The sequence below is a fragment of the Sphingomonas suaedae genome, assembly GCF_007833215.1.
GTDB classification, from domain to species: Bacteria; Pseudomonadota; Alphaproteobacteria; order Sphingomonadales; family Sphingomonadaceae; genus Sphingomonas; species Sphingomonas suaedae.
Window position 1 is genome coordinate 3,001,808 of sequence record NZ_CP042239.1, and the last position, 24,689, is coordinate 3,026,496.

At 66.3% G+C, this 24,689-nt stretch carries 25 protein-coding genes; 20 read left to right on the forward strand and 5 right to left on the reverse strand.

What is annotated here, in order from left to right; genetic code table 11:
- Nucleotides 1-52 precede the first annotated feature (52 nt).
- The 9 genes from hisN to FPZ54_RS14195 all read left to right on the forward strand — a co-directional run bounded on the left by hisN (nt 53) and on the right by FPZ54_RS14195 (nt 8,729).
- Nucleotides 53-841 (forward strand): histidinol-phosphatase, encoded by a 789-nt coding sequence (hisN, locus tag FPZ54_RS14155; protein ID WP_145848214.1) that lies wholly within the window; start codon nt 53-55, stop codon nt 839-841.
- A gap of 262 nt (nt 842-1,103) precedes the next feature.
- A complete protein-coding gene (rpmI, locus tag FPZ54_RS14160) occupies nt 1,104-1,307 on the forward strand; it encodes a 50S ribosomal protein L35 (protein ID WP_066581118.1) in 204 nt (67 codons plus the stop codon).
- A gap of 13 nt (nt 1,308-1,320) precedes the next feature.
- Nucleotides 1,321-1,686, forward strand: a complete 366-nt coding sequence (gene rplT, locus FPZ54_RS14165) for a 50S ribosomal protein L20 (protein ID WP_145848216.1) — start codon at nt 1,321-1,323, stop codon at nt 1,684-1,686.
- A 218-nt stretch (nt 1,687-1,904) separates the two neighbouring features.
- On the forward strand, nt 1,905-2,525 hold the full coding sequence (locus tag FPZ54_RS14170) for a LysE family translocator (protein WP_145848218.1): 621 nt from the start codon (nt 1,905-1,907) through the stop codon (nt 2,523-2,525).
- A 51-nt stretch (nt 2,526-2,576) separates the two neighbouring features.
- The gene (gene pheS / locus FPZ54_RS14175; RefSeq protein ID WP_145848220.1) at nt 2,577-3,665 is read left to right on the forward strand and encodes a phenylalanine--tRNA ligase subunit alpha; all 1,089 of its coding nucleotides are present in this window, start codon (nt 2,577-2,579) and stop codon (nt 3,663-3,665) included.
- The gene (gene pheT / locus FPZ54_RS14180) at nt 3,662-6,088 is read left to right on the forward strand and encodes a phenylalanine--tRNA ligase subunit beta (RefSeq protein WP_145848222.1); all 2,427 of its coding nucleotides are present in this window, start codon (nt 3,662-3,664) and stop codon (nt 6,086-6,088) included. Before pheS ends, pheT begins: the two co-directional genes overlap by 4 nt.
- 133 nt (nt 6,089-6,221) lie before the next feature.
- On the forward strand, nt 6,222-6,959 hold the full coding sequence (locus tag FPZ54_RS14185; RefSeq protein ID WP_145848224.1) for an SDR family NAD(P)-dependent oxidoreductase: 738 nt from the start codon (nt 6,222-6,224) through the stop codon (nt 6,957-6,959).
- A gap of 1 nt (nt 6,960) precedes the next feature.
- Entirely contained in the window at nt 6,961-7,830 is an 870-nt protein-coding gene (locus tag FPZ54_RS14190) for an aldose 1-epimerase family protein (RefSeq protein ID WP_145848226.1), read from the forward strand.
- A gap of 77 nt (nt 7,831-7,907) precedes the next feature.
- Nucleotides 7,908-8,729: an EcsC family protein gene (locus FPZ54_RS14195; RefSeq protein WP_145848228.1), complete on the forward strand. Its 822-nt coding sequence runs from the start codon at nt 7,908-7,910 to the stop codon at nt 8,727-8,729.
- Nucleotides 8,730-8,765: 36 nt separating this feature from the next.
- On the opposite strand, the gene FPZ54_RS14200 is transcribed toward FPZ54_RS14195, so the two are convergent.
- Nucleotides 8,766-9,596, reverse strand: a complete 831-nt coding sequence (locus tag FPZ54_RS14200; protein ID WP_186456780.1) for an alpha/beta fold hydrolase — start codon at nt 9,594-9,596, stop codon at nt 8,766-8,768.
- Between the two features lie 154 nt (nt 9,597-9,750).
- On the opposite strand from FPZ54_RS14200, the gene FPZ54_RS14205 reads away from it, so the two are divergent.
- On the forward strand, nt 9,751-11,340 hold the full coding sequence (locus FPZ54_RS14205; protein ID WP_145848232.1) for a peptide chain release factor 3: 1,590 nt from the start codon (nt 9,751-9,753) through the stop codon (nt 11,338-11,340).
- A 136-nt stretch (nt 11,341-11,476) separates the two neighbouring features.
- On the opposite strand, the gene FPZ54_RS14210 is transcribed toward FPZ54_RS14205, so the two are convergent.
- Nucleotides 11,477-12,370: a prephenate dehydratase gene (locus FPZ54_RS14210; RefSeq protein ID WP_145848234.1), complete on the reverse strand. Its 894-nt coding sequence runs from the start codon at nt 12,368-12,370 to the stop codon at nt 11,477-11,479.
- Between the two features lie 111 nt (nt 12,371-12,481).
- Here FPZ54_RS14210 and FPZ54_RS14215 point away from each other — a divergent pair, with 111 nt between their 5' ends.
- Nucleotides 12,482-13,147 (forward strand): c-type cytochrome, encoded by a 666-nt coding sequence (locus FPZ54_RS14215; RefSeq protein WP_145848237.1) that lies wholly within the window; start codon nt 12,482-12,484, stop codon nt 13,145-13,147.
- Between the two features lie 272 nt (nt 13,148-13,419).
- Here FPZ54_RS14215 and FPZ54_RS14220 read toward each other — a convergent pair whose 3' ends face one another.
- The gene (locus tag FPZ54_RS14220; protein ID WP_145848240.1) at nt 13,420-14,286 is read right to left on the reverse strand and encodes an LOG family protein; all 867 of its coding nucleotides are present in this window, start codon (nt 14,284-14,286) and stop codon (nt 13,420-13,422) included.
- 46 nt (nt 14,287-14,332) lie between these two features.
- Complete coding sequence (locus tag FPZ54_RS14225) at nt 14,333-15,016, reverse strand: extensin family protein (protein ID WP_422396538.1); 684 nt, start codon at nt 15,014-15,016, stop codon at nt 14,333-14,335.
- A 173-nt stretch (nt 15,017-15,189) separates the two neighbouring features.
- Here FPZ54_RS14225 and FPZ54_RS14230 point away from each other — a divergent pair, with 173 nt between their 5' ends.
- From FPZ54_RS14230 to FPZ54_RS14240, 3 genes are all read left to right on the forward strand, one after another.
- Nucleotides 15,190-16,350 carry a phosphoserine transaminase gene (locus FPZ54_RS14230; RefSeq protein ID WP_145848244.1) on the forward strand — a complete coding sequence of 387 codons (1,161 nt, stop codon included), beginning with the start codon at nt 15,190-15,192 and terminating at the stop codon, nt 16,348-16,350.
- 140 nt (nt 16,351-16,490) lie between these two features.
- Complete coding sequence (gene serA / locus FPZ54_RS14235; RefSeq protein WP_145848247.1) at nt 16,491-18,068, forward strand: phosphoglycerate dehydrogenase; 1,578 nt, start codon at nt 16,491-16,493, stop codon at nt 18,066-18,068.
- 129 nt (nt 18,069-18,197) lie between these two features.
- Nucleotides 18,198-19,289: an ATP phosphoribosyltransferase regulatory subunit gene (locus FPZ54_RS14240; RefSeq protein ID WP_145848249.1), complete on the forward strand. Its 1,092-nt coding sequence runs from the start codon at nt 18,198-18,200 to the stop codon at nt 19,287-19,289.
- Here FPZ54_RS14240 and FPZ54_RS14245 read toward each other — a convergent pair.
- Nucleotides 19,286-19,576 carry a GNAT family N-acetyltransferase gene (locus FPZ54_RS14245; protein WP_145848250.1) on the reverse strand — a complete coding sequence of 97 codons (291 nt, stop codon included), beginning with the start codon at nt 19,574-19,576 and terminating at the stop codon, nt 19,286-19,288. The genes FPZ54_RS14240 and FPZ54_RS14245 overlap by 4 nt on opposite strands.
- Before the next feature lie 65 nt (nt 19,577-19,641).
- Here FPZ54_RS14245 and FPZ54_RS14250 point away from each other — a divergent pair, with 65 nt between their 5' ends.
- The 6 genes from FPZ54_RS14250 (at nt 19,642) to FPZ54_RS14275 (ending at nt 24,681) form a co-directional block, all read left to right on the forward strand.
- Nucleotides 19,642-20,541: a hypothetical protein gene (locus FPZ54_RS14250; RefSeq protein WP_186456781.1), complete on the forward strand. Its 900-nt coding sequence runs from the start codon at nt 19,642-19,644 to the stop codon at nt 20,539-20,541.
- A 128-nt stretch (nt 20,542-20,669) separates the two neighbouring features.
- Nucleotides 20,670-21,518, forward strand: a complete 849-nt coding sequence (locus tag FPZ54_RS14255) for a hypothetical protein (RefSeq protein ID WP_145848254.1) — start codon at nt 20,670-20,672, stop codon at nt 21,516-21,518.
- A gap of 67 nt (nt 21,519-21,585) precedes the next feature.
- A complete protein-coding gene (gene recQ / locus FPZ54_RS14260) occupies nt 21,586-23,352 on the forward strand; it encodes a DNA helicase RecQ (protein WP_145848256.1) in 1,767 nt (588 codons plus the stop codon).
- Complete coding sequence (locus FPZ54_RS14265; protein ID WP_145848258.1) at nt 23,345-23,836, forward strand: hypothetical protein; 492 nt, start codon at nt 23,345-23,347, stop codon at nt 23,834-23,836. Before recQ ends, FPZ54_RS14265 begins: the two co-directional genes overlap by 8 nt.
- 13 nt (nt 23,837-23,849) lie before the next feature.
- Entirely contained in the window at nt 23,850-24,275 is a 426-nt protein-coding gene (locus FPZ54_RS14270) for a protein tyrosine phosphatase family protein (RefSeq protein WP_145848260.1), read from the forward strand.
- A 4-nt stretch (nt 24,276-24,279) separates the two neighbouring features.
- Nucleotides 24,280-24,681, forward strand: a complete 402-nt coding sequence (locus tag FPZ54_RS14275) for a hypothetical protein (protein ID WP_145848262.1) — start codon at nt 24,280-24,282, stop codon at nt 24,679-24,681.
- Nucleotides 24,682-24,689 lie beyond the last annotated feature (8 nt).

The following is a 24,689-nucleotide window of genomic DNA, read 5'->3' on the forward strand; positions in this document are numbered from 1 at the left end:
TGGGGCGCATAAGGCGGTTCTCATCGCGCCTTTCCGCCGCTAGGCGGGGCCGATGCCTGTCAGCCAAGCCGATATCGATCTCGCCCAGCGCCTCGCCGATGCGGCGGGGGCGGCGATCCGCCCCTATTTCCGCGCCGAGCATGGGTTGGAGGCCAAGGGCGATTCGTCGCCTGTGACGATTGCCGACCGTGAAGCCGAAGCCGCGATGCGACGCCTGATCATCGCAGAACGGCCGATGGACGCGATTATCGGCGAAGAAGAAGCTGAGCGGGCGGGTTCCAGCGGCCGCACCTGGGTGCTCGATCCGATCGACGGGACGCGCAGCTTCATCGTCGGTCGGCCGATCTTCGGCACGCTGATCGCTCTGCTGGAGGATGGCTGGCCGGTGCTGGGCATCATCGATCAGCCGATCATCGGCGAGCGCTGGCTGGGCGTCACCGGGCGCACGACCTTGTTCAACGGCAAGCCCGCGCACGCCCGCACCTGCCGCGAACTCTCCCGAGCGCTGCTCGCCACCACCTCTCCCGCCTTGTTTACCGACGGCCAGCTTCATGCGTTCGAACATGTCGATTCGGCGGTGATGAGTACGGTGTTGGGGGGTGACTGCTATAATTACGGGCTGGTCGCGTCGGGACATCTCGACCTGGTGATCGAGGCGGGGCTGAAGCTGCACGATTTCGCGGCGTTGGTGCCGGTGGTCGAGGGCGCGGGCGGGCGCATGTGCGACTGGCAGGGCGATCCGCTCCACGCTGACAGCAATGGCGAGGTGATCGCGGCGGGCGATCCGGCGCGAATCGAGGAACTCGTCGAACTGCTGGGGTGCCAAGGCAGCGCGCACTGAATAGTTGCGCGCCTCACGGCGCGCGCGGCACCGGCCCACTCCCCACCCGGCCACCCATCGGCAGGATATTCTGGAATGGGTGGCCGGGTGGGGGAGTGGGCCGGTGCCGCAGAACGCGACAGCGTTCTCACGCAAACAAGCATCGGTTGCAAAACTGCCTCAAACCGACTATCGGCCCGCCTTTCCGCGATTCAGGGGAACCGCCCGGCTAACAAGGGCTGCCGGGGCTGTTCGTGATCGTCGCGCGCAAAAGGAGACGAAAATGCCCAAGATGAAGACCAAGAGCGGTGTGAAGAAGCGCTTCAAATTCACCGCAACGGGCAAGGTGAAGCACGGCGTCGCCGGCAAGCGTCACCGCCTGAGCAGCCATAACGCGAAGTATATTCGCACCAACCGCGGCACGTCGGTCCTGTCCGAAGCTGATGCCGGCCATGTGCGCCTCTGGGCGCCCTACGGCCTCAAGTAAGGAGTAGCAGACCATGGCACGTGTCAAACGTGGTGTAACCACCAAGGCGAAGCACAAGCGGATTTTGGATCAGGCGAAGGGCTATTATGGCCGTCGCAAGAACACCATCCGCATCGCGCGCCAGGCCGTCGAAAAGGCCGGCCAATACGCCTATCGCGACCGCAAGGTGAAGAAGCGCAGCTTCCGCGCCCTGTGGATCCAGCGCATCAACGCCGGCGTCCGCGCCGAAGGCCTGACCTATTCGCAGTTCATGCACGGGCTGAAGCTCGCCGGCATCGAACTCGACCGGAAGGTCCTGGCCGATATCGCCATGCACGAAGGTGAGGCGTTTACCGCCATCATCGCGCAGGCGAAGGCGGCTCTGCCCCAGGCCGCCTGAGGCAGCCTGTAGCGACCGAATAATGGGGCGCCGGTGGACATCCACCGGCGCCCTTTTTCTTGGTCCAAGGCGGACCACCCTCCGTTCGTCACCCCGGACTTGTTCCGGGCCCCACCGGGAGGCGGGCGATACGCGAGAGGCTCCGCCGCCGCGCTTGCGGCACGGTGGACCCCGGCACGGAGGCCGGGGTGACGAATTGGGTTTGAAGGGAACGATTGATGACGCTCCAGACCTGGTGGCTCTATGTCACCGCCGTGTTCCTGATCTCCGCGACACCGGGGCCGAACATGCTGCATGTCATGGTGCAGAGCATTCATCACGGCGCGCGCCGCTCGATCGCCTCGATGGCCGGGCTGATGACCGCCAACCTCGTCTGCCTGCTCGCCTCCGCCGCTGGCCTTGGCGCGCTGCTCAAGGCGTCGCCGATGCTGTTCGATCTGCTGCGCTATGTCGGCGTCGGCTATCTGGTGTGGCTGGGGATCAAGGCGTGGCGTGCGCCGGTCGGCGGCGATGCCGAAGCGGAAAAGCCCGCCCCGCCCTCGCTCACCGCGATGTTCGGCGCCGGGCTTGGCACGGGATTTTCCAATCCCAAGCTGATCATCTTCGCCGCCGCGCTGTTCCCGCAATTCATCGACACCAGCGCGCCATTCGCGCCCCAGCTCGCCATTCTGATCGCGAGCTTTGCCGCGATCGAGGCGTTCTGGTTCGGCATGTATGCGCTGGGTGGCCGCTCGTTCGCCGCCTGGCTCGCGCCGGCCAACCGCCAGCGGCTGTTCAACCGCGTGAGCGGCGGCGTTTTCATCGCGTTCGGCGTCGCGTTGCTGGGTAGCCGGACTTGACCTTCGCGCCTGACTGCGGTTCGGACCACTAGACCATTGAACGGAATTCCGATGACCGATCTCGACCAACTCAAGACCGACCTTCTCGCCGCGATCGACGCGGCTTCCGGCGTCGATGCGCTGGAGGCAGTGCGCGTCCATGCGCTGGGCAAACAGGGGGCTGTCACCGGTCTGCTCAAGACGCTGGGCGGCATGAGCCCCGAGGAGCGGCAGGAGACGGGTCCGCGCATCCACGGCCTGCGCGAGGCGGTGACCGAGGCGATCGCGGCGCGCAAGGCGGCGCTGGAGGGCGCGGCGCTGGAGGCGAAGCTCGCCAGCGAGACGCTCGACATGACCCTGCCGGTCGATGGCGTCCCCGCCGGAACCGTCCATCCGATCAGCCAGGTGATGGACGAGTTGGCCGAGATCTTTGCCGATATGGGCTTTGCCGTCGCGACGGGCCCTGAGATCGAGGACGACTGGCATAATTTCACCGCGCTCAACATTCCCGAGACGCATCCGGCGCGGGCGATGCACGACACCTTCTATCTCGCGGGCGAGCATGACCGGCCGATGGTGCTGCGTACCCACACGTCGCCGGTGCAGATCCGCACGATGACGTCGACGCCCCCGCCGATCCGCATCATCGCGCCGGGCCGCGTCTATCGCAGCGACAGCGACGCGACGCACACGCCGATGTTCCACCAGATCGAAGGGCTGGTGATCGACAAGGGGATCACGCTCGGTCACCTCAAATGGACGCTGGAAACCTTCCTCAAGGCCTATTTCGAACGCGACGACATCGTCCTGCGCCTGCGTCCAAGCTATTTCCCGTTCACCGAGCCCAGCGCGGAAGTCGATGTCGGGTTCACCTGGAAGAACGGCAAGCGCGAGATTGGCGGATCGGGCGACGCCGAGAATGGCGGCTGGATGGAGGTGCTGGGCAGCGGCATGGTCCATCGCCGCGTGATCGAGGCGTGCGGGCTCGACCCCGACGAATGGCAGGGCTTTGCTTTTGGCACCGGGGTCGATCGCCTCGCGATGCTCAAATACGGGATGGACGATTTGCGCGCATTCTTCGACGGCGATCTGCGCTGGCTGAAGCATTACGGCTTCTCGGCGCTCGACGTGCCCACTTTGTCGGGGGGAGTCGGCGCATGAAATTCACGCTGAGCTGGCTCAAGGAGCATCTCGACACCGACGCGGACCTGACCGCGATCGTCGATGGCCTCAACCGCATCGGGCATGAGGTCGAGGGCGTGGAGAATCCCGGCGCCGCGCTGGCCGCGTTCAAGGTCGCGCGCGTGCTGACCGCCGAGCGCCATCCGCAGGCCGACAAGCTGCAGGTGCTGACCGTCGATGCTGGCGATGGCGAACCGCTGCAGATCGTGTGCGGCGCGCCCAATGCCCGCGCGGGCCTGGTCGGCGTGCTCGGCCTGCCCGGCGCGACCGTGCCGGCCAACGGCATGGTGCTGAAGGTCGCCGCCGTGCGTGGGGTCGACTCGAACGGAATGATGTGTTCCAGCCGCGAGCTGGAGTTGGGCGACGATCATGACGGCATCATCGAACTGCCCGAGGATGCGCCGGTCGGCACGCCCTATCCCGATTATGCGGGACTCGACGATCCGGTGATCGACGTCTCGATCACGCCGAACCGTCAGGATTGCATGGGTGTGCGCGGCATCGCCCGCGATCTCGCCGCCGCTGGGCTTGGCACGCTGAAGCCGCTCGATGCGGTGGTGGCCGGGCTGCCCGCGATCGATCCGCAGGGCGATGGCCCGAACGTTCGCACCAACGATTCCGAAGGCTGCCCCGCATTTTACGCGCAGAGCGTGCGCGGTGTCCGCAACGGTCCATCGCCCGACTGGCTGCAACGCCGGTTGAAGGCGGTGGGGCAAAAGCCGATCAGCGCGCTGGTCGACATCACCAATTTCGTGATGCTGGGGCTGGGCCGCCCGCTGCATGTCTATGACATGGCGACGCTCAAAGGCGGGCTGGTCGCGCGCCGGGCCAAGGCGGGCGAAGCGGTGCTGGCGCTCAACGGCAAGAGCTATGCGCTGGACGAGAGCATGACGGTGATCGCCGATGACGCGGCGGTGCACGATATCGGCGGCATCATGGGCGGCGAGGATTCGGGGTGCAGCGACACCACCACCGATGTGCTGATCGAATGCGCCTATTTCGATCCCGCGCATATTGCCCGCACCGGGCAGAAGCTGATGCTGACCAGCGACGCGCGCACCCGGTTCGAACGCGGGGTCGATCCCGAATTTCTCGATGACGGGCTGGCGATTGCCACCCGGCTGGTGCTGGCACTCTGCGGCGGCACCGCGAGCAACGTGACCCGCGCGGGCAAGCCGCCGCGCGTCGGCGCGATCCTGGGCTATGATCCGACGCTCGCCGAGGCGCTGGGCGGGCTGGCAATCCCGGCGGAACGGCAGCGCGACATTCTCGAATCGCTGGGCTTCACCGTTCAGCCGCTCGACGCCAATGGCGACCCGTGCGAGCTGGACGACGCCTGCGACGGCTTTCGCGTCACCGCGCCCAGCTGGCGGCGCGACGTCGACGGACCTGCGGACCTGGTCGAGGAAGTGATCCGGATCGAGGGGATCGACAAGGTCCCCTCCACCCCGCTGCCGCGCACGCCCGGCGTCGCCAAGCCGACCGCGACACCCGAGCAGAAGATGGAACGCCGAATCCGCCGCACCGCCGCTGCGCGCGGCCTGAACGAAGCGGTGACGTGGAGCTTCATCGCGCAGGACGAAGCCAACGCGGTCGGCGGTGGCGCATGGACGCTTGCCAATCCGATCAGCGAGGACCTGAAGGTGATGCGCCCCTCGCTCCTCCCCGGCCTGATGATGGCGGCGGCGCGCAATGTGAAGCGTGGCGCGACGAGCGTGCGCCTGTTCGAACTCGGCCGCCGCTATCTTGGCGATGGCGAACGCCTGACCCTCACCGTCCTCCTCGCGGGCGAGCGCAGCCCCCGCGGCTGGGCGAATGGCAAGGCACAGCCTTTCGGCGCGTTCGATGCCAAGGGTGAGGCGCTGGCGCTGCTCGAAGCCGCCGGTGCGCCGGTCGGCAACCTTCAGGTAATGGGCGAGGCCGGTGCAGCCTGGCATCCCGGCCAGTCGGCGACGCTGCGGCTGGGACCGAAGATGGTGCTCGCCGCCTTCGGGATGGTCCACCCGAGCCTGACCAAGCGCTTCGACCTCGAAGGCCCGGTCGCTGCGGTCGACCTCTTCCTCGACGCGATTCCCGCCAAACGCGCGACCGGGTTCGCGCGGGCCCCCTACACGCCCCCGGCGCTGCAGCCGGTGACGCGCGACTTTGCCTTCATCGTGCCGACGAGCCTGGCGGCAGGCGATCTCGTCCGCGCGGTCAAGGGTGCGGACAAGGCGGTGATCACCGATGCGCGGCTGTTCGACCTGTTCACCGGCGCAGGCGTCGAGGAGGGCAAGAAGAGCCTCGCTGTCGAAGTGACGCTGCAACCGGGCGAGAAGAGCTTCACCGACGCAGAGATCAAGGCGGTGGCGGACAAGATCGTCGCGGCGGCGGCGAAGCTGGGCGCGAGCCTGCGGGGGTGAAGCTCTTTTTAGTCACCCCGGCCTTGTGCCGGGGTCCACTCCGCCGCTAGCGCAGCGCTCGAGCCAATAGGGTCGCGCGTGCGGCCCGGTGGACCCCGGCACAAAGCCGGGGTGACTAGCAAGGAGTAACGCCATGCCCACCGTACTCATCACCGGCGCCACTGCAGGGATCGGCGAAGCGGCGGTCCATGCCTTTGCCGATTCGGGCTGGCATGTCGTTGCGACCGGACGCCGCGCCGACCGACTGGCGGCGCTTAAGAGCGACATGGTCCATACGCTGGAATTCGACATTCGCGACGAGGCTGCACGCGACGCAGCGCTCGCCTCGATGCCCGAACCCTTCGCCAAAATCGATCTGCTGATCAACAATGCCGGGCTCGCGCGCGGGCTGGAGAAGGCGCAGGACGCCGATCTCGATAACTGGAAGACGATGGTCGACACCAACGTCACCGCGATGATGTCGATCACCCACAAATTGCTTCCGATGCTCATCAAGCGGAAGGGCGCGATCATCAACCTCGGTTCGGTCGCGGGCAGCTATGTCTATCCGGCAGGCAATGTCTATGCGGGGACCAAGGCGTTCGTGAACCATTTCAGCCTCGCGCTGCGTGCCGATCTGCACGGCACCGGGGTTCGCGTCACCTCGATCGAGCCGGGCATGGTCGAAACCGAGTTCATGACCGTGCGCACCGGCGGCGACCGTGATGCCTCGGACAAACTCTATGCCGGGGTCCATCCGATGACGCCGGAGGATATCGCCGAAACCCTGCTCTGGGTCGCGACGCTGCCGCCGCATCTCAACATCAACCGGCTGGAGCTGATGCCGGTGAACCAGGATTTCGCCGGTTTCGCCGTCCATCGCGAGGGGTGAGATGATCGCGATCGGCAACGCGGCGCTGAGCGCGCGGATCGACCCGCTGGGCGCCGAACTGGTCAGTCTGCGCGATGCCGAGGGTCGCGAGCTGATGACCGATGCTGATCCCGCCTATTGGACCGGCCACGCGCCGCTGCTGTTCCCAATCGTCGGGCGGCTCAACGGGGATGTGTTGCGGGTCGATGGCCGCGCCTATCCGATGCAGCAGCATGGCTTCGCGCGGCGGCGCATGTTTGCCGTGACCGATTCGGGCGAGACCCACGCGACCTTCACCCTGCGCGACGATGCGGAGACCCGCGCGACCTATCCCTTCGCGTTCGAACTGCGCGCGACCTATCGCCTCGACGGCGCGACGCTGGTCACGGAGGTCGAGGTCATCAATCCTGACACGGCGACGGCACTTCCAGCGAGCTTCGGCTTCCACCCCGCCTTTGCCTGGCCGCTGCCCTATGGCGAGACGAGGGAGGAGCATCGCCTCCTGTTCGATCGCGAGGAGCCCGGAGCGCTGGCCGCGCTCGACAAGGGCCTGATCGCCCCGGGCGAGCGCGAAAGCCCGCTCGAGGGGCAAACCCTGTGGTTGCGCGACGACCTGTTCCATGACGACGCGCTGATCTGGATGGCGCCCGCCAGCCGCTCGCTCCGCTACGGCACCGTCGATGGCCCTCAGCTCGATATTGCGTTCGAAGGCACGTCGACCCTCGCCATCTGGACCAAGCCCGGCGCGCGCTTCATATGCGTCGAACCCTGGCAGGGCCATGCCGATCCTGCGGAATTTGCGGGCGACATCCGCGACAAGCCGGGAATGATCGCGATCCCGGCGGGGGAAACGCGACGCTTCGCCATGCGCGTGACATGGATGCCGTGCTAAACCGTCCCACGCTGGTATGGATTGGTGCTTGCACTGGCGCACAGCGGCAATAGCCTGGCTGCGGGGGGACATGGGGCTTGGAGTCGATCGATCCCGGCAATGCATGCGCGGCGTTCGGCGAGGATGACCTCGTCGAACTTCTCGCTATCGCCGAATATCATGAGGATGCCGGAAGCGTCCTGATGAACCTCGCTGCCCAGGCAGGCAAACAGGCTGATAACGTCGTCGAGTGGCTGCCGGACGATTGGGAAGCCAAGCTCCAGGGAATGCTCGATCTCGCGCTGCGCCAGAGCTACGCCTTTGCCTTTCGTACCAACAGGTCCACCCGCCGTGCCCCCGGCGACGCCCGCCCGGTCAAGAATAGCGAAGGATTTCATCGCTTTGCAGCGGGGTTCACCGGAGCGATCGGGGGCATCGGCGGGATCGGTATGACGCTTGCCGATCTCGCCGTCACCACCACGCTGATCCTGCGCTCGATCCAGCAGATTGCCGCTTATTATGGCGAGGATATCGACGATCCGCAGGTGCGGGCGCAGTGTATCGCCGTGTTCGGGCTGGGCGGGCCGCTGACCGACGACGACGCCACCGACACCGGACTGTGGGCGGGGCGGATCGCGCTCAGCCACCAGTCGGTCTCGGGCGTCATCGGCGCGGTGGTGCCGCGCATGGGCCGCACCTTCGGCCAGTCGATCGCAGCCCGTGCGGCGCCAGTGATAAGCGCGGCGGCAGGGGCGGCGATCAACACGGTCTTCACCCGCTATTACCAGAAAATGGCGCATGTCCATTTCCGGCTGCGGCGGATCGAACGGCGCCATCCGCGCGAACAGGTGATGGCCTGTTTCGAGCGGATCGTGTTGCTGGAACGCGAGCGCCGCAAGTCGCGCAAGCGCCGCAGCTGAACGCGGCGGACCGGCGACCGGCCCGCCACGCCGAACTCACCCCTCGATAAAGGCGAGCAGATCGGGGTTCACCACCTCGGGATGCGTCGCGCACATGCCATGCGGCAGTCCGTCATAGGTTTTGAGCGTGCCGTGGCGGAGCAGGTCGATCGCCTTCATCGCCGAATCATGGATCGGCACGATCTGGTCGTCGGTGCCGTGCATCACCAGCACCGGAACGTCGATCGCCTTGAGATCCTCGGTAAAATCGGTTTCGCTGAACGCCTTGATGCAATCGTAATGCGCCTTCGCGCCGCCCATCATCCCCTGGCGCCACCAATTGTCGATCAGACCCTGGCTGACCTTCGCGCCCTCGCGGTTGAAACCGTAGAACGGGCCGGTCGGTACATCGATGTAGAATTGCGCGCGGTTGGCGGCCAGCGCGGCGCGGAAGCCGTCGAACACCTCGAGCGGCAGTCCCTGGGGGTTGCTGTCCTTCTGCACCATCACCGGCGGCACCGCACCGATCAGCACGGCCTTTGCCACGCGGCCGGGTTCGGCGCGCGCGACATAGTGCGCGACCTCGCCCCCGCCGGTCGAATGGCCGATATGGATCGCGCCCTTGAGATCGAGCGCGGCAGCCAGCGCGGCGACATCGGCGGCGTAGGTGTCCATCTCGTTGCCGGTGTCGGTCTGGCTCGACCGGCCATGGCCGCGCCGGTCATGCGCGATGACGCGATAGCCCTTGGCGAGGAAGAACAGCATCTGGTTGTCCCAATCGTCCGCGCTCAGCGGCCAGCCATGGTGAAAGACGATCGGCGTGGCATCTTTCGGCCCCCAATCCTTGTAGAAAATCTCGGTGCCGTCGCTGGTGGTGATGGTGCTCATGGCTCGCATCCTTCGCTCTGTACGCCCCGCAGCAGGCGTGGCGTGCGCGAAGGATGACACCGGTCGCCGAGTCGCGACAGTGCAAGCTGCGCAAGCGAGTGTTTCGCAAATCGCGCCCGTGGATTCATCGGCCGCTTGCCGCTAGAGGGCCGCGATGCCCGAACATCCGACTCCCGCCAAGATATCTTCTGGCCGCCGTACCTTTGCGATCATCTCCCACCCCGACGCCGGCAAGACCACGCTGACCGAAAAGCTGCTGCTGTTCGGCGGCGCGATCCATCTCGCCGGAGAGGTGAAGGCGCGTGGCGCTGCGCGGCGCGCACGATCGGACTGGATGAAGATCGAACAGCAGCGCGGAATCTCCGTCACCAGTTCGGTCATGACCTTCGAGCGGGACGGGGTGACGTTCAACCTGCTGGACACGCCGGGGCACGAGGATTTCAGCGAAGATACCTATCGTACCCTGACCGCGGTCGATTCCGCCGTGATGGTGATCGACGCGGCCAAGGGCATCGAGAGCCAGACGCGCAAGCTGTTCGAAGTATGCCGCCTACGCAACGTGCCGATCATCACCTTCGTCAACAAGGTCGATCGCGAAGGCCGCGAGATGTTCGAGATTCTCGACGAGATCGCCGACCTGCTCGCGCTCGATGTCGCGCCGATGACCTGGCCGGTCGGGATGGGCGGGCAGTTCGAAGGAATATACGATCTGGTCGACCACCGCCTGCTGCTGCCCGAGGGCGACAGCCGCGAATTCCAGGGCAAGGTGGTGCAGACCAGCGGCCTCGACGATCCGCAGCTCGATACGCTGATCTCGGCACAGACGCTCGCCAAGGTCCGCGAAGAGGCCGAACTGGGCCTTGCCGGCTATGCGACGTTCGACGGCGACGCCTATCGCAATGGCGACCTCACCCCGGTCTATTTCGGCTCCGCGCTCAAGGAATTCGGCGTCGATTCGCTGATCGACGCGATCGCGCGCCACGCGCCGCCGCCGCACGCCCTGCCCGCCGAACCAGCGCCGGTGGCGCCGGACCGCGACGAGGTCACCGGATTCGTGTTCAAGGTGCAGGCGAACATGGACCCCAATCATCGCGACCGCATCGCCTTCATGCGGCTCGTCTCGGGGACGTTCAAGCGCGGCATGAAGCTGACCCCCACCGGCCATGGCAAGCCGATCGCGATCCATTCGCCAATCATGTTCTTCGCCCAGCAGCGCGAGCTGGCCGACGAGGCGTTTCCCGGCGACATCATCGGCATCCCCAACCACGGCACGCTGCGCGTCGGTGATACGCTGAGCGAAAAGGCGAGCGTGCGCTTCACGGGCCTGCCCAATTTCGCGCCCGAAATCCTGCGTCGCGTGGTGCTGAAGGACCCGACCAAGACCAAGCAGTTGCGCAAGGCGCTCGACGACCTTTCCGAAGAGGGCGTCATCCAGGTCTTCTATCCCGATATCGGGTCGAACTGGATCATCGGCGTGGTCGGCCAGCTCCAGCTCGACGTGCTGCTGTCGCGCCTCGATGCCGAGTATAAGGTCGGCGCCAACCTCGAACCCGCGCCGTTCGACACCGCGCGCTGGATCGGCGGCGAGGCGGGGGATGTGAAGGAGTTCATGGAGCTCAATCGCGGCGCGATGGCCAAGGACCGCGACGGCGACCCCGTCTTCCTCGCGAAGTCGGCCTGGGAAATCGGCTATGTTGCCGAGCGCTATTCGAAGGTGAAGTTCATGGCGACGCGCGAGCGGTAGCGTTGTTTTCAGCTTCGCTGACGCGGCACCAGCCCGCGCCCCCACCCGGCCACCCCCCGGCCACCCATAGAATATACTATCGTTGGGCGGCCGGGTGGGGGCGCGGACTGGTGCGGTCTAACTGAAACGAATCGAATTACTCCGGCCGCGCGCGCGCCTGTGGGTAGGTGCCGAGCAGCCGCATCGACTTGGTGTGGAACTTCAGTTCCTCCAGCGCGCGATCGACCGGCGCATCGCCCGGCCGTCCGACGATATCGCAATAGAATTCGGTCGCAGCGAAGCTGCCGCCGCGCTGGTAGCTTTCCAGCTTGGTCATGTTGACGCCATTGGTCGCAAAGCCGCCCAGCGCCTTGTAGAGCGCGGCGGGGATATTCTTCACCTCGAACACGAAGGTGGTCATGTATGGGCCATGGTCGGGGAGCGGCGGCGCATTGCGCGCGAGCACCACGAAGCGGGTCATGTTGTGATCCGCATCGGCGACGTCGCTTTCGAAGACCGTCAGGCCATAGAGCGGCGCGGCGCCCGGCGGGGCGAGCGCGGCTAACGCGGGGTCCTTGGCATCGGCCACCATTGCCGCAGCGCCCGCCGTGTCGGGGTAAGAGAGGGGTGCGATCCCCTGCGCCTTCAGCCAGTGGCGGCACTGGCCCAGCGCCTGGGGGTGGCTCATTGCCTGACGCACCCCGGCGCGGGTACCCAATCCCATCAGCGCATAGCGGATCGGCAGGAAATGCTCGCCGATGATGACCAGCCCCGATTCGGGCAGCAGGAAATGGATATCGGCGACGCGGCCGTGGAGCGAATTTTCGATCGGGATCATCGCTCGGTCGGCGCGCCCATCGCGCACCGCGTCGATCGCATCCTCGAAGCTGAAACAGGGCAGGGGCAGGCCGGTCGGGAAGGCTTCGAGCGCGGCGATATGCGAGTTTGCGCCCGGCGCGCCCTGGAACGCGACCGCCCGTCCGGGTTCCGCAAGCGCGGCCTGCGTCATGCGTTCGACGATCGGGCGGGCGGGGGCGGCGAAATTGTCCATTGGCGCGCGCGCTTACAGAGCGGGCGAAGTTGCGGCAAGCCCGGGTTGCGGTGCGCAAAACCGCGCACTAAAGGAACCGGCCAAGATCAACACGGGGCAGACGGGCGCGCAATGGACAATCGCATGAACACGATCGCAGGCTGGGTCCTGTTCGGCTGCGCGTCGGCCCTGGGCCTGTCGATCGTCAGCGGGATGCTCTATCACAGCGAAGCTCCTGAAAAGGCGGGCTATCCGGTCGAGAGCGCCGATGGTGCCGAGGGTGAAGGCGGGGCTGCCACGGTCGAGCCGATCGCCAACCGTCTCGCGGCGGCCGATGTCGCCAAGGGCCAGGCGTCGTTCGCCAAATGCGCGGCGTGCCACACGATCACCCAGGGCGGCGCGAACGGCGTCGGCCCGAACCTGTGGGCCTCGATGGGTAAGCCGCACGGCCATGTCGCAGGATTCGCGTATTCGGAGGCGCTGAAGGCGGTTCCCGGAAACTGGGACTTCGCCGCGATGGACGCGTGGCTGGCCAGCCCCCGCAAATATGCCCCCGGGACCAAGATGACCTTTGCCGGCCTGTCGGACCCGCAGGAGCGCGCGAACGTCATCGCCTATCTCAATGCACAGGGATCGAACCTGCCGCTCCCCGCCCCCGAAGCAGTGCCCGCCGAGGGCCAGGACGCGGCGGCAGGCAATGAAGTGGCCCCGACCGAGCTTGGTAATGCCGGAACCCCGGCATCGGGCGCGCCATCGGTCGATCCGGCCGCTGCCGAGGAAGCCGCGAAGAAGGAATAAACCGTATCGGGTGAAAGGCCGTCCCTCAGAGGTTGGCGTTCAGTCGGCGCGCTGGGTGGCGCAGGTTTCAGTCTTGACCGCGACACTGGATCCCGGCGTTCGCTGCGGCGCTAGGGCATCGCGCGTCTAACCCGACACATTCTGCCGTTTGTGCTGAGCTTGTCGAAGCACCGCTCCCGCGCTCAGCGACGACAGGGTCCCGCCCTTCGACAAGCTCAGGGCAAACGGCTGTAGAGCGATACAGTCTAAACGCTCGACGGTCTTGGCTTGGGTCAACCTTCGCGATCCTCCCAGAATTTCTGGACAATCGCCCAGCCTTCTTCGGCCGTCTCGCAGAAGTGGAACAGGTTTAGATCGCGGGGACTGATGACCCCCTCCTCGCACAGCGCCTCGAAATTGACGACGCGGGTCCAGAATTCCTTGCCATAGAAGAGCACCGGGATCGGATCGATCTTGCCGGTTTGGATCAAGGTGAGCAGTTCGAACGATTCGTCGAACGTTCCGAACCCGCCCGGAAACACCGCCACCGCGCGCGCGCGTAGCAGGAAGTGCATCTTGCGCAGCGCGAAATAGTGGAACTGGAAGCTGAGCGAGGGCGTCACATATTCGTTGGGCGCCTGTTCGTGCGGCAACACGATGTTGAGCCCCACCGATTCGCAGCCCTTATCCGCCGCGCCGCGATTCGCCGCCTCCATGATCGACGGTCCGCCGCCCGAGGTGACGACGAAATGCCGCTGGCCGTCCTCGTCGGTCGGATAGCAGCTGGCGAGATGCGCCAGCTCGCGCGCGACGTCATAATATTTCGACTTCTCGATCAGCCGCTCGGCGATCCGCCGTGACTGATCGTCGGTCGCGAGATCGAGCAGCGCCTGGGCCTTGGCCGGTTCGGGAATGCGCGCCGACCCATAGATGACGAACAGCGAGGCGATCTTCGCCTCGTCCATCAGCACGCTCGGCTTGAGCAGCTCCAGCTGGAAGCGGACCGGTCGCAGATCCTCGCGCAGCAGGAACTCCATGTCCTGAAAGGCAAGGCGATAGGCGGGGTGTTCGGTCTGGGGGGTGGAGACGGCGGTACGCGCAGTCTCCGCATCCTGGCTCGCGCGGGCAAAGACGCGCGATGGCACTTTCTTGTCGGTCATCGACGGGCGATTAGCGGGTTTCGACCGCGACGCAAAGCGCCGTGCGTCAGCGACAATATGGCTTGCCGCCCATATCGAAATGGAAGTGATTGGCGTGGGCGCTGTTATATTCGGGGCCGAGGACCGTCTTGAAGCGGCGACAGGCCGAACGGTGGACGACGCGCAGAAATTCGCGCTCCTCCGCGCTTCCGCCCGACCAGTCGCCCAGCACGCTGATCTTGCGCCCGTCGCGCAAGACGAAGGCGGCGACATCGACGGCATTGCCCAGCCCGTGCTCCGAAACCTTGAGCGACGAGGCGGCACTGCCCCCCACGATGCCGCGACACGCATAGGTGCCATAGGTTTCGACCCGCACCAGCTCACCGTCCAGAATTTCGCGCGCCGCCGGAACCGCAGCGTGTCGCATCCAGGCGACGAAATTGCGCGCGAGCGGGCAGCGCATCGCCTTCAGCCCAGAAACGGGAATGCCGATATCGATCAGCTGCACCGCACCGATCACCTGGCATCCCCCGCCATAGTCGCGATCGGGCAACGGGCTGAACCGGACCCGTTCGCGCGACAGATCGGCGAAACATTGCTGCGTTTCGCGGCTGGTCGGCACGTCGAGCGTCACCGGGCCGCGCGGATCGGGGCGAATCGGTCCCTGACGCGGCGCCACCCGAGCGCCATCGCCGCCAAACAGGCATCCGGCGAGCAGCATCGGCAGGAGCGAAACGAGAAGGATACGCACATACATGACGCCTTCCTAACCCATTTTGGTTAACCTGTACTTATCCTGCGCGCTCCGGCAGTCGGTTTCACGCGATACCTTGATTCGCTTGACTTGCCGTCCCCCATCGTTAGGGCCGCCGACGGGCCACGCGGTCCCAACGCCGCGCGTGCTCTCTGCAAGGAGAGACTGACATGACTGAGTTTGTTGCCGCCGACGCCGGAACTGCGTCCATTGCAAAGCCCGCTACGAAGCCGGCTCGCCCCCATTTCTCTTCGGGTCCCTGCGCCAAGCCTCCGGGCTGGGACGCGTCGAAGCTCGCGACCGAAGTCCTTGGACGCTCGCACCGCTCGAAGCTCGGCAAGGCCCGCCTCCAATATTGTATCGACCTGATGCGCGAGATGCTGCGCCTGCCCGACACGCACCGCATCGGCATCGTCCCCGGTTCCGACACCGGCGCATTCGAAATGGCGATGTGGACGATGCTCGGCGCGCGCGGCGTCACCACGCTCGCCTGGGAGAGCTTTGGCGAGGGCTGGGTGACCGACGCGGCCAAGCAGCTCAAGCTCGATCCGACGGTCCTGCGCGCCGATTATGGCCAGCTGCCCGACCTGTCGCAGATCGACTGGAACACCGATGTGCTGTTCACCTGGAACGGCACGACCAGCGGCGTGCGCGTGCCCCATGGCGACTGGATTCCGGACGACCGCGCGGGCCTGACCTTCGCCGATTCGACCAGCGCGGTGTTCGCCTATGACCTGCCCTGGGACAAGATCGATGTCGCGACCTTCAGCTGGCAAAAGGTGCTGGGCGGAGAGGGCGGCCATGGCGTCCTGATCCTCGGCCCGCGCGCGGTCGAACGCCTCGAAACCTACACCCCCGCATGGCCGCTGCCCAAGGTGTTCCGCCTGATGGCCAAGGGCAAGCTGGCCGAGGGCGTGTTCAAGGGCGAGACGATCAACACCCCGTCGATGCTGGCGGTCGAGGACGCGATCTTCGCGCTCGAATGGGCCAAGTCGCTCGGCGGCCTCGACGGGCTGATCGCGCGCAGCGATGCCAATGCCGCCGCGCTCGACCAAATCGTCGCGGAGCGCGACTGGCTCGGCCATCTCGCCGCCGATCCGGCGTCGCGGTCGAAGACCAGCGTGTGCCTGACGGTCGAGGGCGCCGACGAAGCGTTTATCAAGAAGTTCGCATCGCTGCTCGAGGCCGAGGACGCCGCCTATGACGTCGCCGGCTATCGCGACGCCCCGCCGGGGCTGCGCATCTGGTGCGGCGCAACAGTCGACACCGCCGATATCGCCGCGCTCGGCCCCTGGCTCGACTGGGCCTACGCCACCGCGAAGGCTGCCTAACCCAATAGCCCTCTCCCCTTCAGGGGAGAGGGTTGGGAGAGGGGCAGTCCCTCTCGAATTTTCCATATCATTTGACAGGGCCGGACGAGACACTGCCCCTCTCCCCGGCCCTCTCCCCTGAAGGGGAGAGGGAGATTAGAATGCCCAAAGTACTCATCAGCGACAAAATGGACCCCAAGGCCGCGCAGATCTTTCGCGAGCGCGGGGTCGAGGTGGACGAGATCACCGGCAAGACGCCGGAGGAGCTCAAGGCGATCATCGGCCAGTATGACGGCCTTGCCATCCGCAGCTCGACCAAGGTGACGAAGGACGTCCTCGACGCCGCGACGAACCTCAAGGTCGTCGGCCGCGCCGGCATCGGCGTCGACAATGTCGATATCCCCGCCGCTTCGGCAAAGGGCGTGGTGGTGATGAACACGCCGTTCGGCAATTCGATCACCACCGCCGAACACGCCATTGCCCTCATGTTCGCGCTCGCCCGCGACCTGCCCGAGGCGGACAAGTCCACTCAGGCGGGCAAGTGGGAAAAGAACCGCTTCATGGGCGTCGAGGTGACCGGCAAAACGCTGGGTCTTATCGGCGCGGGCAATATCGGGTCGATCGTCGCGGACCGGGCGCTGGGCCTCAAGATGAAGGTCGTCGCCTTCGATCCCTTTCTCAGCCCCGAACGCGCGCTGGAAATCGGCGTCGAGAAGGTCGAGCTCGACCAGCTGCTCGCCCGCGCCGACTTCATCACGCTGCACACGCCGCTGACCGATCAGACGCGCAACATCCTGTCCGCCGAGAATCTGGCCAAAACCAAGAAAGGCGTGCGAATCATCAACTGCGCGCGCGGCGGCCTGATCGACGAGGCCGCGCTCAAGCAAGGGCTCGATTCGGGCCATATCGGCGGCGCGGCGCTCGACGTGTTCGTGACCGAGCCGGCCAAGGAATCGCCGCTGTTCGGCACCCCCAACTTCATCTCGACCCCGCATCTCGGCGCATCGACCAACGAAGCGCAGGTCAATGTCGCGATCCAGGTCGCCGAGCAGATGGCGGATTATCTCGTCAATGGCGGCGTCACCAACGCGCTCAACATGCCGAGCCTGTCGGCGGAGGAAGCACCGCGGATCAAGCCGTACATGGAACTCGCCGAAAAGCTCGGCAGCCTGGTTGGCCAGCTGGCGCATGGCAGCATCGGCCGCGTGTCGATCCACAGCGAAGGCGCGGCAGCGGAGCTGAACCAGAAGCCGATCGTCAGCGCGGTGCTCGCCGGCTTCCTGCGCGTCCATTCGGACACGGTGAACATGGTCAACGCCCCCTTCCTCGCCAAGGAGCGCGGGATCGAGGTGCGTGAGATCAAGACCGAGAAGGAGGGCGATTATCACACGCTCGTCCGCGTGTCGGTCAGGACCGATGCCGGCGAACGCTCGGTCGCGGGTACCTTGTTCAGCAACCGCACCCCGCGCCTCGTCGAACTGTTCGGGATCAAGGTCGAGGCGGACCTTGCCGGCCACATGCTCTATGTCGTCAACGAGGACGCGCCCGGCTTTATCGGTCGGATCGGCACCACCTTGGGCGATGCCGGCGTGAATATCGGCACCTTCCACCTCGGCCGACGCGACGCGGGCGGCGAGGCGGTCCTGCTGCTGTCGGTCGACGAGGCGGTGACGCCGGACCTGATCGCCAAGGTCCGCGCACTGCCGGGCGTCAAGACCGCGATGGCGCTGAAGTTCTGACGATCATAATCGTCACCCCGGACTTGTTCCGGGGTCCACAGTGCGGCAAGCGCCGCGCATGAGCCTGGGTCTTCGCGCCGACGGCTCAGTGGACCCCGGCACAAGGCCGGGGTGACGAGGTTTGATGGCATGAACGGACTGCTTCCCGAGGGTTTTCACGACCGCCTGCCCCCGTTTGCCGATGCGGCGGCGGCACTCGAGGCGCGGGTGCTCGATGTCGCGCGGCTGCACGGCTATGAGCGCGTCGATCCGCCGCTCGCCGAGTTCGAGGAAGCGCTCGGAACCCGTCTGAAGGCGGCGAGCGGCAAGGATGCGGTGCGCTTTACCGACCCGGTCTCGCGCCGCACGCTGGCCATTCGCCCCGATATCACCGCGCAGATCGGCCGCATCGCTGCGACGCGAATGGCGCATCACCCGCGCCCGGTGCGTCTCTCCTATGCAGGGCAGGTGCTCAAGCTGCGCGCCAGCGAATTGCGCCCCGAGCGGGCGATGCTGCAGATCGGCTGCGAGCTGATCGGGCGCGATGGCGTGGCGGCGGTGCGCGAAATCGTCACTGTCGCGGTCGCCGCGCTGGAGGCGGCGGGGGTTCCGGGCCTGGCCATCGATTTCACCCTGCCCGATCTGGTCGAGCAGCTGGCCCCCGGCATGGCGGCGGATCGGCTCGCGGCGCTGCGCGATGCGCTGGACGCCAAGGATGCGGCCGGCGTCGCCGCGATCGACGCTGCATTCCTTCCGCTGATCGAAGCTGCGGGTCCGTTCGACGCGGCGATCTCGCGGCTGCGTGCGCACGATAGCAGCGGCGCGCTCGCGTCGCGGCTCGATGGGCTGGAGGCAGTTGCGCAGGCGGTGGAGGGCCGTGTCGCACTGACGCTGGACCCGACCGAACGGCACGGTTTCGAATATCAGAGCTGGATCGGCTTTTCGCTCTTCGCGCAGGGCGTACGCGGTGAGATCGGGCGCGGCGGCAGCTATTCGGTGATCGGCGCGCAGGGCGACGAACCGGCGGTCGGCTTTTCACTCTATGCGGATCCGCTGCTCGATGCAGGGATCGCCAGGCCCGAAAGACGGCGGCTGTTCCTCCCCTTCGGCACCGATGCCGACACCGCCACGCGACTGCGCGGCGAAGGCTGGGTCGCGGTCGCAGCGCTGGACGAAGCGGACACTGCTCAGGCGCAGCTCTGCACCCATCTGCTGACCGACGGTGAACCCCGCCCGCTTTAGTCCAGCGGCGCCGCCAGCAGGTCCGCCCATTCGGGGTGCTTGCGGATATAGGCGGCGACGAACGGGCATTGGGGAACCACGCGCAACCCCCGCGCCCGCGCTTCGGACAAGCCGTGGCGGATCAGGCCGCTCGCAATCCCCCGCCCCTCCAGCGCGGGCGGCACGATCGTGTGGGTGAAGGTGATGACATCGCCTTCGACCCGATAATCGGCATGGGCGAGATGCCCGTCGATCGTCACTTCGTACCGATGCCGGTCCGTATTGTCGCGAATCGCGTCAGATTCCATCACCCTTGCTCCGATTGCCGCTGATCCGGCGCGATGGTAGCGATACGCCATTGGAGAGCAATCGCGTGACCTTCCGGCTTGTCGTTCCCCTGCTCGCGCTCCTGGCGCTGACCGGAGCAGCGCAATCCGGCAAATCCGTGCGGGATGGCCAGAAGATCGAATGGGCGATGGCGGATGGGCGCCAGGTGTTTCGACAGGGCGATGTCACCGCAACCTTCGCGATGGTGCAATGCGCACCGCTGGGTGAGGACTGCGAAGATGGGGACATGAACCCCGTCCTGACGCTCAGCCGCGCGGGCGGGCCGCCGCTCACCCTCGACGGTTCGTCGATGCAGAATTTCCTGATGATCGGCCGGCTGAGCAAGGATGGCGGAATCGCCGCCTTCTTCCAGACCTATAGCGGCGGAATGCACTGTTGCCAGATCCTGCGCGTCGCGCTGCCAGAGGGCGGCGCGGGCTGGAAGCTGGTCGAGCTGGGCAGCTATGATGGCGAGGCGCTTGGCTGGCCCCGCGACCTGGACGGCGATGGCGTGCGCGACTTCGTCGTCCGCGACGACCGCTTCCTCTATGCCTTTGCCAGCTATGGCGGCAGCTGGTCGCCGCCGAAAATCCTCAACATCGTCGATGGCGCGGTACGCGACGTCTCGGCCGAACCGCGCTTCGCCAGGGCATTCGAGAGGGCCGCCGCCGAAACGCGCAAGGCTTGTATCGAGGACGAATATCCCAATGGCGCCTGCGCCGCGTACGCCGCCAATGCCGCGCGGCTCGGTCAGTTCGACGCGGCCTGGAAGACCATCCTGGCCGAATATGACCGTAAGAGCAGGGTATGGCCGGACTATTGCAAGGTCGTGCGCCGCGAAGAGGATGGCGAATGTCCCGAGGGGCAATTGATCGAATATCCCGATTACCCGACCGCATTGCGCGCGTTTCTTGCCGACCTGGGATATCTGCCCGAATCGGCGTAATCCGGGACAATCATGCCGCCGCGAAATCCCCCTCCGGGGTGAAGTCGGGCGCGCGCGGGTTGCTGCAAGGCAGCCGCGCTGACTAGAAGCGAGGGCGATCCTTACACCTTGGAGAGGGGGACGACGTCATGATGCCAAGCGCGATTATCGCTTCGCTCGCAGCGGGTGCGCTGACTGCCAGTGCCCCGATTGCGCCGCGCGCGATGCTGGACGCCACCGAAACGCAAAAAGCCCTCTCCAGGCCGGGGCCAGCAGCCAAACCGGTCACCCAGGCGGATGTCGATGCAGCGATCGCTGCGGTGCCGAAGGCCAAAGCGGTACTGAAGGCCGGTCGCCACCGCGATGCGATCGCGATCCTCCAGCCGCACGTCGCCACCTATCGCGCGATCGTCAAAGGCGCGCATCGCGATTTGCGCGCCGAACAGCTCCACGCCCAGGCGATGTCGATCCTGTTCGCCGCCAGCTATGCGATGGAAGCAGCCGGAACCGAGCCGGGCGCGGACCCGCTCGCCTATCTTAACGAAGCCAGGCGCAGCCTGAAAAAGCTGGTCGATGGCGAGGCCACCGCGCCTGTCTGCGCCGAATATCTTCGCCAGTCCACCACCGCCGCCGCAATCGTAGCGAAGCGCGCCAAGACACCCGCCTCGGAATTCGCCGCGACCCTCAGTCTCAAGGAGCGGATGCGGTCCGATCTCTTTCCGTATCTCACTTCGGCATCGGCTACCGCATTGCGCTGCGCGAAGCGGCATCCCGCCGTGCCCGCGGTCCTGCGCCCCGCCTTCGCGATCCTCACACAGCTCTTCATGCTGAATCGGGACGTTGAAACCGGGACTTCGGTCATTGAGGTGGGAGAAATGCTGTCGGCAACCGGGAAGATCGAAGCGTCTGAGAAGACCCGGCTGGATAGGGTCCGACAGGTGCTGAAACACGATCGTGACCAAGCGCCGTTCCCCGACTGGACGGAGGGAGCGGACTGAGCCTTGGCCCAGGATTTCCCGCGCAAATGACACGACATCGGCGCGGACCGGGCTATAGGTTGCGGCGATGAACCCCCAGGACGTCCTTCGCACCACCTTTGGCTTTCCCGACTTTCGCGGCGTCCAGCGCCAGGTGGTCGATCGCGTGCTCGCCGGGGAGCGCACGCTGGCGGTGATGCCGACCGGCGCGGGTAAGTCGCTCACCTATCAGCTGCCCGCGACGATGATGGAGGGGACGTGCGTCGTCGTCTCGCCGCTGATCGCGCTGATGCACGATCAGCTGCGCGCTGCCGAAGCGGTGGGCATCCGCGCCGCGACGCTGACCAGTGTCGATACCAACCGCGCCGAGACGATCGAGCGATTCCGCGGGGGCGAACTCGACCTGCTCTATGTCGCGCCTGAGCGCGCATCGAACGAGGCGTTTCGCAACCTGCTGCGCGCCGCGCCGCTCGCGCTGTTCGCGATCGACGAGGCGCATTGCGTCAGCGAATGGGGGCATGATTTCCGCCCTGACTATCGCCTGCTGCGTCCCTTGATGGACGCCTTTCCTGACGTTCCCCGCCTCGCGCTGACTGCGACCGCCGATGCGCACACCCGCGACGATATCCTGAACCAGCTCGGCATTCCGCGCGACGGGATGATCGTTGCGGGGTTCGACCGGCCCAATATCCGCTACGCCATCTCCCCGCGCGACAATATGACACGACAGGTGGCCGACTTCATCGCCGGACAGACGGGCCCCGGGATCGTCTATGCCCAGACGCGCAAGGCGGTCGAGACGCTCGCCGAAAAGCTCTCCGGCAATGGGCGTCCCGTGCTGCCCTATCATGCGGGACTCGATCCGGACGTGCGTCGCCGCAATCAGGCGGCATTCGTCGAGTCCGAGGATATGGTGATCGTCGCCACCGTCGCATTCGGCATGGGGATCGACAAGCCCGATGTCCGCTTCGTCGCCCATGCCGGCCTGCCCAAATCGATCGAGGCCTATTATCAGGAGACCGGGCGTGCGGGGCGCGACGGCGACCCTGCGGTGGCGCAGCTGTTCTGGGGCGCCGACGATTTTGCCCGCGCGCGCCAGCGGATCGGCGAGGTCGAGTCCGACCGCCAACCCGGCGAACGTGCCCGCCTCACCGCGCTTGGCGCGCTGGTCGAGACCGCCGGGTGCCGCCGCGCGATCCTGCTCCGCCATTTTGGCGAGACGCCGCCCGAACGCTGCGGCAATTGCGACAATTGCCTCGAAACGCCCAAGTCGATCGACGCCAGCGTCACCGCCCAGAAATATCTCTCCGCCGTGTTCCGCACCGGCCAGACCTTTGGCGCGGGCTATGTCGAAAGCGTGCTGACCGGCCAGTCGAGCGAACGCAGCCTGATGAACGGACATGAATCGCTGTCGGTCTGGGGGATCGTCGAGGGCGACGAGGCAGCGTTGCTCAAGCCGGTTGGCCGCGCGCTGTTGCTCCGCGACGCGCTGCGCACCAATCCGCATGGCGGGCTGGAATTCGGACCCGGCGCGCGCCCGATCCTGAAGGGCGAAGCGGGTCTGGATCTGGTATTGCCGCCGAAACGTGAGCGGCGACGCAAGGGCAGCGGCGCAGTCGCCAACCCGGTCGGCGATCCGCTGTTCGAGGCGCTGCGCGACAAGCGCCGCACATTGGCGCAGGAAGCGGCCGTGCCGCCCTATGTCATCTTCCACGATTCGGTGCTGCGCGAGATGGCGGCAACGCGTCCCGCGACGCTCGCCGAATTGTCGCGGATCCCAGGCATTGGCGCGCGCAAGCTTGCGGCGTATGGCGAAGCGTTCCTTGAAGCGATCCGCGAGGCTGTCGATGCGTAGTGCGATGTTGCTGGCGATGCTCGCGCTGTCGGGCTGCGCGACGCTGCCCCTGGCCCCGGCCCCCACCGAACCGGTCGGCCTGACGATCAAGAGCTGGGGCAAGCCGCTGTTCGACTGGACGCTCGGCCCCGATGGCACCGGCGTCTATACCTATGCCGATGAAGGTCCGACCAAGGCGTTTCGCGATTATGTGCTGAAGACCAAGCGGATCAGCGTTGGGCGCGACGGCTATGCGCGGCTCGCCGCGCTGCTCGCGCCTGCGCGCCGCTATGCCGGCGCCACACTGCCGTGTCAGCGCACGATCACCGACATGCCCTATGGCGTGATCAGCTGGGGCGCGACGCCGGATCTGCAGGTGAAATTCGATCTGGGATGCCAGTCTGCGGAGATCAAGCCGGTGCATGAGGGGCTGGTACGGGCACAGGATCTGATGAAATCATGGGCGGACGCGGCTCCTGTCGTCGAAACCCGCCCCGGCAGCTAGGAGTGGCGCACTGATGCGAACGATCGACGAGACGATTTCGGTTTCCTCCCAGATCACCCCGGCCGAACTGACCGAGATCGCGCGTGCGGGGTTCAGGGCGATCGTCAACAACCGCCCGGACGAGGAGGAGCCAGGCCAGCCATCGGGCGACGCGATCCGCACGGTGGCGGAAACGCTGGGCCTGTCCTATCATGCGATCCCCGTCACCCATGCGGGTTTCTCGATGCCGCAAGTCGAGGCGATGCGCGGCGCGTTGGAAGGCGCGGGCGGCCCGGTCTTCGCCTTTTGCCGGTCGGGGACGCGTTCGACCAATTTGTGGGCACTGGCCGAGGCCAGCCGCGGCACCGATCCGGACACGCTGGTCGGCAAGGCCGCGAACGCAGGCTATGACATCAGCAGCATCCGGCCGATGCTCGACGCATTGTCGGGTCAGGCCTGACCCCATGAACTGGTGGCTCGCCGCTGGGTCGCTGGCGGCGGTACTGGCGCTGGCGGGGATCGCCTGGCTGCTGAGACTCGGGGGGACTCAGCGTCTGGAGTCGGGCGACGACGCTGTGAAGCTAGCCGAGGCGCTGGTATCAGGATTCGACGCCAAGGTCGGCATCGTCTCGGCGAGCGGCGAACTTGCTGCGGTCACGGGCGGACCCGGCGACCTGGTGCTGATCGAACCGCTCGGTGCCCGCCATCGCGCCACCCGCTTCGCCGACGTGCGGATCGCGATGGCGCATCCGTCCCCCGAGGGCACCACGATCACGCTGCAGCTTGAGCCGGGCGCGATGTTCCGGATCACCGTCGCCGATGCGGAAGCGGCCCGCGCTTTTGCCGAGGCGCTGGCCCCGGATTGACCCATTGC

Excerpts from the sequence above, each read along its gene's own strand:
- recQ (WP_145848256.1), top strand. The coding sequence starts at position 21,586 with ATGAACCCCCAGGACGTCCTTCGCACCACCTTTGGCTTTCCCGACTTT.
- FPZ54_RS14215 (WP_145848237.1), top strand. The coding sequence starts at position 12,482 with ATGGACAATCGCATGAACACGATCGCAGGCTGGGTCCTGTTCGGCTGC.
- serA (WP_145848247.1), top strand. The coding sequence starts at position 16,491 with ATGCCCAAAGTACTCATCAGCGACAAAATGGACCCCAAGGCCGCGCAG.
- FPZ54_RS14275 (WP_145848262.1), top strand. The coding sequence starts at position 24,280 with ATGAACTGGTGGCTCGCCGCTGGGTCGCTGGCGGCGGTACTGGCGCTG.
- FPZ54_RS14240 (WP_145848249.1), top strand. The coding sequence starts at position 18,198 with ATGAACGGACTGCTTCCCGAGGGTTTTCACGACCGCCTGCCCCCGTTT.
- rpmI (WP_066581118.1), top strand. The coding sequence starts at position 1,104 with ATGCCCAAGATGAAGACCAAGAGCGGTGTGAAGAAGCGCTTCAAATTC.
- FPZ54_RS14200 (WP_186456780.1), bottom strand. The coding sequence starts at position 9,596 with ATGAGCACCATCACCACCAGCGACGGCACCGAGATTTTCTACAAGGAT.
- FPZ54_RS14220 (WP_145848240.1), bottom strand. The coding sequence starts at position 14,286 with ATGACCGACAAGAAAGTGCCATCGCGCGTCTTTGCCCGCGCGAGCCAG.
- FPZ54_RS14170 (WP_145848218.1), top strand. The coding sequence starts at position 1,905 with ATGACGCTCCAGACCTGGTGGCTCTATGTCACCGCCGTGTTCCTGATC.
- FPZ54_RS14205 (WP_145848232.1), top strand. The coding sequence starts at position 9,751 with ATGCCCGAACATCCGACTCCCGCCAAGATATCTTCTGGCCGCCGTACC.
- FPZ54_RS14190 (WP_145848226.1), top strand. The coding sequence starts at position 6,961 with ATGATCGCGATCGGCAACGCGGCGCTGAGCGCGCGGATCGACCCGCTG.
- FPZ54_RS14185 (WP_145848224.1), top strand. The coding sequence starts at position 6,222 with ATGCCCACCGTACTCATCACCGGCGCCACTGCAGGGATCGGCGAAGCG.
- pheT (WP_145848222.1), top strand. The coding sequence starts at position 3,662 with ATGAAATTCACGCTGAGCTGGCTCAAGGAGCATCTCGACACCGACGCG.
- FPZ54_RS14230 (WP_145848244.1), top strand. The coding sequence starts at position 15,190 with ATGACTGAGTTTGTTGCCGCCGACGCCGGAACTGCGTCCATTGCAAAG.
- hisN (WP_145848214.1), top strand. The coding sequence starts at position 53 with ATGCCTGTCAGCCAAGCCGATATCGATCTCGCCCAGCGCCTCGCCGAT.
- rplT (WP_145848216.1), top strand. The coding sequence starts at position 1,321 with ATGGCACGTGTCAAACGTGGTGTAACCACCAAGGCGAAGCACAAGCGG.
- FPZ54_RS14270 (WP_145848260.1), top strand. The coding sequence starts at position 23,850 with ATGCGAACGATCGACGAGACGATTTCGGTTTCCTCCCAGATCACCCCG.
- FPZ54_RS14245 (WP_145848250.1), bottom strand. The coding sequence starts at position 19,576 with ATGGAATCTGACGCGATTCGCGACAATACGGACCGGCATCGGTACGAA.
- FPZ54_RS14210 (WP_145848234.1), bottom strand. The coding sequence starts at position 12,370 with ATGGACAATTTCGCCGCCCCCGCCCGCCCGATCGTCGAACGCATGACG.
- FPZ54_RS14255 (WP_145848254.1), top strand. The coding sequence starts at position 20,670 with ATGATGCCAAGCGCGATTATCGCTTCGCTCGCAGCGGGTGCGCTGACT.
- pheS (WP_145848220.1), top strand. The coding sequence starts at position 2,577 with ATGACCGATCTCGACCAACTCAAGACCGACCTTCTCGCCGCGATCGAC.
- FPZ54_RS14265 (WP_145848258.1), top strand. The coding sequence starts at position 23,345 with ATGCGTAGTGCGATGTTGCTGGCGATGCTCGCGCTGTCGGGCTGCGCG.